Origin of the sequence: Maribacter ulvicola, assembly GCF_900155985.1 — a bacterium.
In the GTDB taxonomy this organism is placed as follows: domain Bacteria; phylum Bacteroidota; class Bacteroidia; order Flavobacteriales; family Flavobacteriaceae; genus Maribacter; species Maribacter ulvicola.
This window is the reverse complement of record NZ_FTMA01000001.1, coordinates 319910-331022: the sequence shown is the minus strand read 5'-3', so window position 1 is coordinate 331022 and position 11113 is coordinate 319910. Positions and strand designations below refer to the sequence as shown.

At 35.6% G+C, this 11113-nt stretch carries 11 protein-coding genes; 5 read left to right on the top strand and 6 right to left on the bottom strand.

The window, feature by feature from the left end; all coding sequences use genetic code 11:
* Positions 1–159 precede the first annotated feature (159 nt).
* From BW936_RS01445 to purN, 4 genes are all read right to left on the bottom strand, one after another.
* Positions 160–2058, bottom strand: a complete 1899-nt coding sequence (locus BW936_RS01445) for an amidophosphoribosyltransferase (protein ID WP_076546547.1) — start codon at positions 2056–2058, stop codon at positions 160–162.
* A 47-nt stretch (positions 2059–2105) separates the two neighbouring features.
* On the bottom strand, positions 2106–3032 hold the full coding sequence (locus BW936_RS01440) for a PfkB family carbohydrate kinase (protein ID WP_076546546.1): 927 nt from the start codon (positions 3030–3032) through the stop codon (positions 2106–2108).
* A gap of 115 nt (positions 3033–3147) precedes the next feature.
* Positions 3148–3783, bottom strand: coding sequence for a ribonuclease H1 domain-containing protein (locus tag BW936_RS01435; RefSeq protein ID WP_076546545.1), 636 nt, complete (start codon positions 3781–3783; stop codon positions 3148–3150).
* The gene (gene purN, locus BW936_RS01430) at positions 3783–4358 is read right to left on the bottom strand and encodes a phosphoribosylglycinamide formyltransferase (protein WP_076546544.1); all 576 of its coding nucleotides are present in this window, start codon (positions 4356–4358) and stop codon (positions 3783–3785) included. Before purN ends, BW936_RS01435 begins: the two co-directional genes overlap by 1 nt.
* A gap of 288 nt (positions 4359–4646) precedes the next feature.
* Here purN and BW936_RS01425 point away from each other — a divergent pair, with 288 nt between their 5' ends.
* From BW936_RS01425 to pyk, 5 genes are all read left to right on the top strand, one after another.
* Positions 4647–4880, top strand: a complete 234-nt coding sequence (locus tag BW936_RS01425; RefSeq protein WP_008269813.1) for an acyl carrier protein — start codon at positions 4647–4649, stop codon at positions 4878–4880.
* A 106-nt stretch (positions 4881–4986) separates the two neighbouring features.
* Positions 4987–6237, top strand: coding sequence for a beta-ketoacyl-ACP synthase II (fabF, locus tag BW936_RS01420; RefSeq protein ID WP_076546543.1), 1251 nt, complete (start codon positions 4987–4989; stop codon positions 6235–6237).
* Positions 6238–6246: 9 nt separating this feature from the next.
* Positions 6247–6981 carry a ribonuclease III gene (gene rnc, locus BW936_RS01415; protein WP_076546542.1) on the top strand — a complete coding sequence of 245 codons (735 nt, stop codon included), beginning with the start codon at positions 6247–6249 and terminating at the stop codon, positions 6979–6981.
* 115 nt (positions 6982–7096) lie between these two features.
* The gene (locus BW936_RS01410; protein WP_076546541.1) at positions 7097–7561 is read left to right on the top strand and encodes an IPExxxVDY family protein; all 465 of its coding nucleotides are present in this window, start codon (positions 7097–7099) and stop codon (positions 7559–7561) included.
* A gap of 2 nt (positions 7562–7563) precedes the next feature.
* Positions 7564–9006, top strand: a complete 1443-nt coding sequence (gene pyk / locus BW936_RS01405) for a pyruvate kinase (protein ID WP_076546540.1) — start codon at positions 7564–7566, stop codon at positions 9004–9006.
* 75 nt (positions 9007–9081) lie between these two features.
* Here the strand turns inward: pyk and BW936_RS01400 are convergent, their stop codons facing one another.
* Both BW936_RS01400 and dinB read right to left on the bottom strand, forming a co-directional pair.
* Positions 9082–9606 carry a PAS domain-containing protein gene (locus BW936_RS01400; protein ID WP_076546539.1) on the bottom strand — a complete coding sequence of 175 codons (525 nt, stop codon included), beginning with the start codon at positions 9604–9606 and terminating at the stop codon, positions 9082–9084.
* 396 nt (positions 9607–10002) lie between these two features.
* Entirely contained in the window at positions 10003–11106 is a 1104-nt protein-coding gene (dinB, locus tag BW936_RS01395; protein ID WP_076546538.1) for a DNA polymerase IV, read from the bottom strand.
* Positions 11107–11113: the final 7 nt, after the last annotated feature.

Below are 11113 nucleotides of genomic sequence, written 5' to 3'. Positions count from 1 at the left end.
CCCACCTTTTTTGCCCCAAATCTTACCATGAACTTAACCTACTTATGCTATGGTAGCTTTAAAAGTAAAACTGGTTACGTCAATAAGGTTATTCAGTCGTTCAAATGCTTTATTCGTCGGTGAAGTACATAAATTAAGTGTATTTCATCGAAATATTATTTAATAAGCACGTTGGTTGTTTCCTTCGTAAAAGTTTATAAATGCTCTATTTACAACCCTATTTCCACCAGGTGTTGGGTAGTTTCCTGTAAAATACCAATCACCTAAATTCTTAGGGCAAGCTTCATGTAGGTTTTCTATATTCTGGTATATGATAGAAACCTCTGCGTTTATTCCATCAGGACTTAGCAATTCTCCTGTTTTCTTTGAAATCTGCTTTGCTGTAAATGGAGCATAGAACTCTTTAACGTAATTAATTACTTCACTATCATGACTGTCAACCTGTGCTAAACATTTTTGATAAATATCATCTACAACGTGCATAGAGTTATTATCTTGATGCAATGCTAATGCTGCTTTGAATGCAATAAAATCCTCTAATTTTGCCATATCAATACCATAACAATCAGGGTATCTTATTTGAGGTGCAGAGGATACTACTACAATTTTCTTTGGTGATAACCTGTCTAAAATTCTAAGGATACTCTTTTTAAGTGTAGTACCGCGAACAATACTATCGTCTATAATGACAAGATTGTCTCCCTTCTTTACAGAACCGTATGAGATGTCATAAACATGTGCTACAAGATCATCTCTACTACTATCTTGGGTAATGAATGTTCTAAGCTTTGCATCTTTAATGGCAACTTTTTCTATTCTTGGGCGTACATCTAAAATTTCATGTAGTTGTTCCCCGGTAATACCAGTGCCTAAAGCTAGTATCTGTTCTTCTTTTTTCTTGTTCAGATAATTTTGCGCTTCTTTCACCATACCATAGAAAGAAGTTTCGGCCGTATTAGGTATATATGAGAAAACAGTATTCTTAATATCCTCATTGATAGATTCCAATATCTGAGGGAATACCAGCTTACCTAAAGCTTTACGCTCTTGGTAGATTTCTTTGTCGCTACCTCTAGAGAAATAGATGCGTTCAAAAGAACATGCTTTACGTTCTTTTGGTTCTTGTATTTGCTTAATAGCGCTGGTGCCGTTCTTTTTAATAATGATAGCGGCGCCTGGGTCTAATTCTTTTACTTCGTCATAAGGTACATTGAATACCGTTTGTATTGCCGGTCTCTCCGATGCTACTACAACAACTTCGTCATCTCTATAGTAATAGGCAGGTCTTATTCCGCTGGGATCTCTTAGAACAAAGGCGTCACCATGTCCTAATAAGCCGGCCATGGCATATCCTCCATCAAAATTTTTAGCGGCCCTTCTTAATATTTTGTACACTTTTAAACGTTCAGCGATAAGCGGAGAGGCTTCTTGCTTTGTGTAGCCTTCCTTTTTAATTTGCTTGTATAATTTAGCTACCGCATCATCAAGAAAATGACCTATTTTTTCCATAACGGTAACCGTATCTGCCATTTCTTTTGGGTGTTGGCCTAGCTGAATAAGGTTGTCAAAAAGTTCATGGACATTGGTCATGTTGAAATTACCTGCAACAATAAGGTTACGGTGCATCCAGTTATTCTGTCTTAGGAAGGGATGTACACTTTCAATACTGTTTTTGCCGAAAGTTCCGTAACGCACATGCCCTAAAAGCAATTCACCTATATAAGGTATATGCTTTTTTTGCAATGCCACATCATCCTCATATTCTGGATGCTCTTTAAGTTCTGAATTTATACGGTCGTTGATTTGGGCAAAAATATCTTGTATGGGTTGTTGTTGGCAAGAACGCACGCGACTCATGTAGCGTTCCCCTGCTTTTACATCTAATTTTATACTAGCAAAACCAGCACCGTCTTGACCGCGGTTATGCTGTTTTTCCATCATTAGGTACATTTTATTTACACCATAAAATGCTGTTCCATACTTTTCTTTGTAATACTCTAAGGGTTTTAACAACCGTATTACCGAAATACCGCACTCATGCTTAATTGCGTCACTCATTGTTTTTGGAATTAAAAAAACCCCAAAATATTTTGGGGCTAGGGGGATTATTGTAATTCTATATCAAACTGGGTCAGTCTTTTGAACTGTTGCAGTCTTTCTCTAATTTCTTTACGTTCTAGTTGGATCATTCTTTCTGTGCCAAATTTCTCAACGCTAAATGAAGCTAAGTTGGATCCATGAATAATAGCTTTTTTCATGTTTTCAAAGGAATGGTCATTGGTGGCCGCCAAGAATCCTGAAAATCCACCGGCAAAGGTATCACCAGCTCCCGTTGGGTCAAATACTTCTTCTAAAGGTAATGCGGGGGCAAAGAAAATTTGCTCTTCATGAAATAATAAAGCACCGTGTTCTCCTTTTTTGATTACCACATATTTAGGGCCCATGGTAAATATTTTTTGTGCTGCTTTTACCAATGAGTATTCGTTAGTTAATTGTCTGGCTTCCTCGTCATTAATTGTTAAGACATCTATATGTTTAATAACTTCCGTTAAATCGTTCAGCGCATTGTCCATCCAAAAATTCATGGTGTCCAATATGATTAACTTTGGTCGCTTTTTCATTTGATTAATTACACCTAATTGAACAATTGGGTGAAGATTACCAAGCATTACTACATCGGCATCATTGTAATTTTCAGGAACAACGGGGTTGAAGTCTTCTAAAGTGTTTAGTTCTGTAGCTAAAGTATCTCTAGAGTTTAAATCATTGTGGTATTTACCTTTCCAGAAAAAAGTTTTACCACCTTTAACGATCTCTAAAGCAGAAATGTCGATTTTTCTGTTTGTTAATAGGTCTAAATATTCTTGTGGTAAATCATCGCCAACTATAGATATGATGGCTGAATCAACATCAAATTGAGATGCTGCTAAACCAATATAGGTAGCTGCACCGCCTAAAATCTTATCTGTTTTGCCAAAAGGAGTTTCGATGGCGTCAAAAGCGACAGTACCTACTATTAAGAGCTTGCCCATAAAATTGTAAAAATTTAAGCTGCAAATATACGATTTTGGAGGGCTAATTAAAAAGGGTTTATTAAATACAAATGGTAATAGTTGTCAACTATAATTTGAGGCAGGGGGGTGATAATTATTTTCTGCCAAAGTCTGCGGGAATTTCTCCCCAGGCCTTTGTTTCCCATTTTACGATAATAGTATGGTATTTATTTTTTTTCAACCAGTCTTCAGCTCTGTCTATGAGGTCGAAGAGATTTTTGTTTTTGCCAGACACGGTTAGTTTGGTGTTGCATTTCTTTTTACGTACCCAACTCATGGCGGTTCTGGAATCTGTATAGATAACACGGTCGCTATTGCGCTCTTTTAAAAACGCTAGTCCGTGAACCAGGGCTAAGAATTCTCCAATATTATTGGTGCCCTGCGGAAAAGGACCTTGTCTAAATAGTTTTTTACCTGTTTTAGTGTCTACGCCTTGGTATTCCATAACACCGGGATTTCCGCTAGAAGCCGCATCAACAGAGATAGAATGATAATTTGGCTGGCCTATTCGTGCTAATTCTGCTTTAGATAAGGAAGGCGTTGTTTTTTTCTTCCCTTTAAAATCGGCATAATTGCCATTGTAGGCTTTTTTTGCGGTATCAAAAGACTCAAAAGATTTATATTCTGCACCGGCATAGTTGGCAATAGACTTCTTACATTCCTTCCAAGAATTGTAAATGCCCGGTTTTTTACCTTTCCAGACAACATAGAACTTTTCCTTATTAGCCATTATTGTTTCAGTAAAATTTCGTCAATTACTTTTGGGAAGTATTCATATTCTAATTGGTGCACTTTTGCAGCAATGTCTTCAGCAGAATCTACTTTGGTCAATTGCGCTTTTGCCTGTTTAATAATTGTCCCTTCGTCATAATGCGCATTTACGTAGTGTATGGTTATACCGGTTTCGGTTTCTTTGTGCTTTTTTACTGCGTTATGCACGTTCATGCCGTACATACCTTTACCGCCATATTTTGGTAGCAGTGCGGGGTGAATGTTTACAATTTGTTTTGGGAATGCATTGGTTATGGTTTCAGGAATCTTCCATAAAAAGCCGGCTAATACTATAAGGTCAGGTTCTAAAGACTGTAGCATGTTAAGAATAAAATCGCTTTTAGAGAACGCTTGTCTGTTAAAAGACAAAGCAGTTATTTCAAGTCTGTTACATCTGTCTATGACTTTGGCATCTCTTTTGTTGGTTAGAACACAGCATATAGTAACGTCTTTGCGGAGTTTAAAATAGTTGGCAATGTTTTCAACATTAGATCCGGAGCCTGAGGCAAAAAGAATGATTTTTTTGGTTTTCAATATAAGTGGTCTTTTTAAGAGAGCGAACAATGAATTTAAAATTGGCAAATAGAGTAAATTTAAAGCATGTCAGAATTTAGAAAAACGAATAACAATTACCGTTCTAATTTCCTTACTACTTTTTAATACCTTTAATTACCGTTACTGAAACAAAATATTAATACGGTAAAATTACATCACATGTCTTTAATTTTATTAAATTACCATACATTTTAATGACAATTAGTGTAATTAAACCAAAGTTTTTTATTTTTGCCTTCAATTTAAATTTTTAAAACAAATATTATTATGTCAGACATTGCATCAAGAGTTAAAGCTATCATCGTTGATAAATTAGGAGTTGATGAAAACGAAGTGGTAACCGAGGCTAGCTTTACTAACGATTTAGGCGCAGATTCATTAGACACAGTAGAGTTGATAATGGAGTTCGAAAAAGAATTTGATATCCAAATTCCAGACGATCAAGCTGAGAATATCGCAACTGTTGGTCAAGCGATCAGCTATATAGAAGAAGCGAAGTAAAGATGTTTTCTTAAATAGAATTCAAATTATCCATGTGGTAAATGCTCCGCATGGATAATTTTTTTTAATTTACGCTTGGTTTAGATTTAAACAAATAAAAAGTTAAATGCAGTTAAAGCGAGTTGTAGTTACAGGTTTGGGGGCGCTTACCCCAATAGGTAATAATATAGAAGAGTATTGGAATTCCTTGGTCAACGGAAAAAGTGGATCAGCACCAATAACTTATTACGATACAGAAAAATTTAAAGTAAAATTTGCATGTGAGCTAAAGAATTACAGCACAGAGGATTACTTTGAAAGAAAAGAAGGACGTAAGTTAGATAGGTTTGCGCAGTATGCGCTAGTCTCTTCTGACGAAGCCATTCTTGATTCTAAATTAGATTTGGAAAAAATCGATAAATTTCGCGTTGGCGTAATTTGGGGAGCAGGAATTGGTGGATTGGAAACTTTTCAGAACGAAGTCATGAATTTTGCCAATGGTGATGGTACGCCAAGATTCAATCCATTCTTTATACCAAAGATGATTGCTGACATAGCACCGGGAAACATATCTATAAAACATGGTTTTATGGGGCCTAATTATACAACAGTTTCTGCTTGTGCCTCATCGGCAAACGCTATGATAGATGCCTTGAACTATATACGTTTGGGCCATTGTGACGTTATTGTAACAGGTGGTAGCGAGGCGGCCGTAACTATTGCAGGTATGGGTGGTTTTGGAGCAATGCACGCATTGTCAACAAGGAACGATGATCCAGAAACGGCTTCAAGACCTTTTGATGCAACCCGTGATGGTTTTGTTCTAGGAGAAGGAGCGGGAGCTTTGGTTCTTGAAGAATATGAACATGCAGTGGCTAGAGGTGCAAAAATATATGCAGAAGTAGCTGGTGGCGGAATGTCCAGTGATGCTTACCATATGACCGCACCGCATCCAGATGGTATAGGTGTTGTAAGGGTAATGGAAAATTGTTTGAGAGATGCGGGATTATCTATTGAAGATGTAGATGCCATAAATACACATGGTACTTCTACTCCCTTAGGTGATGTAGCAGAGCTTAAGGCAATAACTCAAGTATTTGGAGAACATGCCAAAGCTATAAATATCAATTCTACCAAGTCCATGACCGGTCACTTATTAGGAGCGGCAGGGGCCATTGAAGCAATTGCTTCAATATTGGCCATGGAGCATGGCGTAGTACCGCCAACCATAAACCATACTACGGTAGATGAGAATATAGATCCTAGTTTAAACCTTACATTGAACAAAGCTCAAAAACGAGATGTAAAAGTTGCCATGAGTAACACATTTGGTTTTGGAGGCCATAATGCATGTGTGGTTTTTAAAAAAATCGATTAATTAGTTTTTATGTCGTTTCCCACAAACTTATTTAATTCCCATCCAAAAGAGGATGGGGATTTTTTTTGGGGAATAACTAAAATTCTAGGTTTTAAGCCTAAAACATTATCATTATATAAAAAAGCATTTCTTCACAGATCAATGAATTTGAAGGATGATAAGGGTAATGCCATGAATTATGAACGGCTAGAATTCTTAGGAGATTCCATGTTAGGAACCATAATTTCTAAGCATCTTTATAGAGAAGTACCAGAAGGGGATGAAGGTTACCTAACCAAAATGCGATCAAAAATTGTTAGCAGGGAGCATTTAAATGAGTTAGGGAAAGATTTTGGACTAATTAATTTTGTAGAAAGTAGAATACCAAAATCGCACTTTGGTCAAAATATACACGGTAATGTGTTTGAAGCACTTGTGGGAGCAATTTATCTGGATCGTGGTTATAAATATTGTGAAAAGTTTATTTATAAGCAGGTTATAGAACCCTATGTTGATATTGAACAATTAGAAGGTAGGGTCATAAGTTATAAGAGTCTAGTAATAGAATGGTGTCAGAAGAAAAAGAAATCTTTTGATTTTGACGTTTATGAAGATACGGGCAATGATCCTTTAAAACATTTTGCGGTTAAACTTTCAATAGGAGGTAATGTCGTGGCCAAGGCTAGGGCTACATCAAAAAAGAAGGCTGAAGAAAGAGCCTCGAAAAGAGCTTTTTTTGCTTTGCAAGATAAGATGGAGAATTAATCATTTATTCTAAAGATAGAAAGCTAACGTTTTAATAACTTTTAATGTGTTTTTATCAATTTATCTCACTAGGCTTTATAGCTTAGAAGTTCTATATTTACCGTTTTGTTGAAATATGGCTACGACTTATAAAATAAATGATGATTTTTATGATGAATCTTTTAGCCTTATCGCTTTACACACTACCTTAGAAGATTTTGCATTAGCCTACGGCTTAAATGAAAGTATTAAGGCAAAATTTGTAAGAGCAAGAAAGAATTTTATTCTTGATCAAAATAAATCGTTTCCTATTTTTGAATGGGAAGATGAATATAACGATATGTTTTGGGTGTTAATTGCCAATCATAGTACTGAAAAAGAACTCATAGTACATGACGATTTGTTTAAGGATGAAACAACATATAAGATGCCTAGGCTTTTGCCTGAGTATAAAGATGTTGATTATCTATTAAAAATAGAAACAGAAAAGGGTTTTGATATAAACGCTTTAATTAAGAAGATATTAATGTTGCCCAAAGTTATGGCAGCATACGAAATAAGTACAGACAAACTAAAATCAAAGAACAATCTAATTTTTTAAATATGCCAACTGTAAAAAAGACGAAAATTGTAGCGACCCTAGGGCCTGCAACTAGCAAGAAAGAGGTACTCAGGAGCATGATTGATGCAGGAGTAGATGTATTCAGAATAAATTTTTCTCATGCAGATTACAATGATGTAAAAGAACGCGTAGACATGATACGTGAGTTAAATGATGAAATGGATACCAATACATCTATTTTAGCAGATTTACAAGGACCTAAATTACGTGTAGGCGTAATGGCAGGCGATGTTGTAGTAAGCCCAGGTGATGAAATTACCTTTGTAACAGGTGAGCCTTTTGAAGGTTCTGCTGAACGCGTTTACATGAACTACAAAGAATTTCCTAGAGATGTAAAAGCTGGGGAGCGTATTCTTTTAGATGATGGTAAATTAATGTTCGAGGTTGTCAAGACCAATGGTAATGATGAGGTTTTAGCCAAGGTTATACAAGGTGGACCACTAAAGTCTAAGAAAGGCGTTAATTTACCGAATACGAATATCTCTTTACCGGCACTTACAACAAAGGATATTAAAGATGCTGAATTCGCTATTTCTTTAGAAGTAGATTGGATCGCACTTTCTTTTGTTCGTTTTAGCCAAGATTTAATTGATCTTCAGAACATCATCAATAAACATTCTGAGCATAAAATTCCAATCATTGCAAAAATTGAAAAGCCAGAAGCTGTTGAGAATATTGATAAAATTGTAGCCTACTGTGACGGGTTAATGGTTGCTCGTGGAGATTTAGGTGTTGAAGTTCCGGCACATGAGGTACCATTAATTCAAAAGCAATTAGTTTTAAGAGCTAAGAAAGCTAGAATACCTGTAATTATTGCAACTCAAATGATGGAGACCATGATTACAAGTTTAACCCCTACTAGAGCTGAGGTAAACGATGTTGCCAACTCTGTTATGGATGGTGCAGATGCGGTTATGTTATCTGGAGAAACTTCTGTTGGTAATTACCCTGTTCAGGTTATTGAAAAAATGTCAAGCATTTTGGAAAGTGTAGAAGGTTCAGATTTAATTCATGTACCTCATGATCCACCACATATTCGTACCAAGAGATTTATCACTAAATCTATTTGTTACCATGCAGCTACAATGGCCACCGATATTAAAGCAAAAGCAATTTCTACTTTAACAAATAGTGGATATACCGCTTTTCAAATTTCTGCTTGGAGACCTAGTGCTCATATTCTTGTGTTTACATCAAATAGAAGAATACTTACACAGTTAAACCTCTTGTGGGGTGTAAAAGCTTTTTACTATGATAAATTTGTCTCAACAGATGATACTGTTGATGATGTAAACCGTATTGCATTCAATAAAGGATTTCTTCAGGTAGGTGATATGATCATTAGCCTTGCAGCAATGCCTATTAAAGCTAAAGGCATGGTAAATACGTTAAGAGTAAGCGAAATAGAGTCAGGCGATATATAGTCAGGTTTCAGTATACATTTTACAAAAAAGGGTCGCTATTTTGCGACCCTTTTTTTTATGTCTACACTGTCATAGTTAAGCAACCTCTTTCTCAAAGGCTATAAAATTAACTAGAGCACCTTTGTGGTCAAAAACAGGTAGACCTTGAATACAACAGTTATAGGTAGATCCATCTTTTTTGTAATTGACTACGGTAACCTCAAAAGATTCTTTTTCTTTTACGGCATTAGAAACAATTTTCAAGGTAGAAGCATTTGTCAAATTACCTTGAAACATTTTAGGAGTTTTGCCTATAATTTCTTCCGGATGATACTGACTCATGTTCCACATATTCTTTGTGGCAAAAACAATGTTCAATTGAGTATCGGTAACTACAACAACATTCTTCTGTGCTTTTAACTTTTCATCTAAAAGGTTGGTGTCAATGTTCCAAGAATTGGCAGAAACCAAACTTAAGAGTGCAACGGTATCTTCTTCGGTTTTTTTTATTTCTTCATAATTAGAAGCATAAAAGTCCCAAGAAAGAACAGGTAACATAGTAAAGTTCAAGCTTTTTCTAAACTTGATTACGGCATTATCGTAATCCTTTAAGTCTGTCATTATGTGTAGTTTAGAGCGGTAATTAAAATTTATTTTTCATAGCAATTTGCTATAAAGCTATAAAAATATTGATAATCGTTATAATTTTAATAAAGGATTTGTAGTAGTGTTTAACTGTTCCGTGCTTATATGTGAAAAAGGCATTAAAAAGGTTGAACATTAATAAACATAGTTTCATTGAAAATATAATAGTTAAAAGTAAATACGAGAAATGAAAGAGTGATTGAGTACCTAAATTTTAACTTGATAAGTTGTAAATATGAGGATAAATATGTAGAAGAAAATAGCTTGACATTGTTGTTTTGTATTAAGTTTAGGTGAAAGATTTAATCAATTTAATTTCAAAAAACAGTACAAAAGAAACCACGTCTCATTTATGTTTTGCGAAAACAATATTTAGAAATCGAATTTTAATTGCACTAAAATTGATTTGTCTAAGACTTCTGTCGTCTTCTTATCTTCTGTATTTAAATTAGATAGTGAGATACCAAGAAGACGGACCGAGTTTTGTAGCTCGGTTTGGTACAAAAGGTCTTTAGCGGTTTCTAAGATAAGGTCCTTGTCGGCAATAAAATAGGGCATTGTTTTACTTCTTGTGTTTAACGTAAAATCACTGTATTTTATTTTCAGGGTAATAGTTTTACCAGCAATTTTAGATTTCGTCAACCTTCTTTCTAGTTCTTGAGCAATATGATCTAAACGTTCTAACATAAAAACCTCACTACTTAGGTTTTCATTGAACGTACGTTCTGCACCTACGGATTTAGGTATACGGTGCGGCTTTACTTCGCTATTATGAATGCCACGAACTACGTGGTAATAATAAGGTCCGCTTTTGCCAAAGTGCTCTGCGAGAAACTCAATAGATTTGTTCTTTAGGTCCTTCCCTGTAAAAATACCCAGTTTGTACATTTTCTCTGCGGTTACTTTGCCTACACCGTAAAATTTTCGAATATCTAATTCTTCTAAAAATGGAATAACAGCTTCTGGATTAACCGTTTTTTGACCGTTAGGCTTGTTAATATCGCTGGCAACTTTAGCAATAAATTTATTGATTGATATTCCTGCAGATGCATTTAAACCAGTTTTCGCTAATATGCGTTGTCGTATTTCAGTGGCAAGCATTGTTGCAGAGGGATTCCCTTTTTTATTAATCGTTACATCCAAATATGCTTCATCAAGGGACAGCGGTTCTACCAAATCTGTATATTCAAAGAAAATGGCCCGTATTTGTTTTGAGATTTCTTTGTATCGTTCAAAACGTGGTTTTACAAAGGTTAGCTGCGGGCAGTTTTTTCTTGCTTGAAATCCGCTCATAGCGCTGCGTACACCAAATTTTCGGGCTTCATAGTTGGCGGCAGAAACTACGCCTCTTTTTTCGCTTCCACCCACAGCCAATGGTTTTCCCTTTAGATCAGGGTTGTCCAATTCTTCTACGGATGCATAAAAAGCATCCATATCAACATGAATAATTTTTCGATGAGTTATTTCATTGGACATAAGCAAA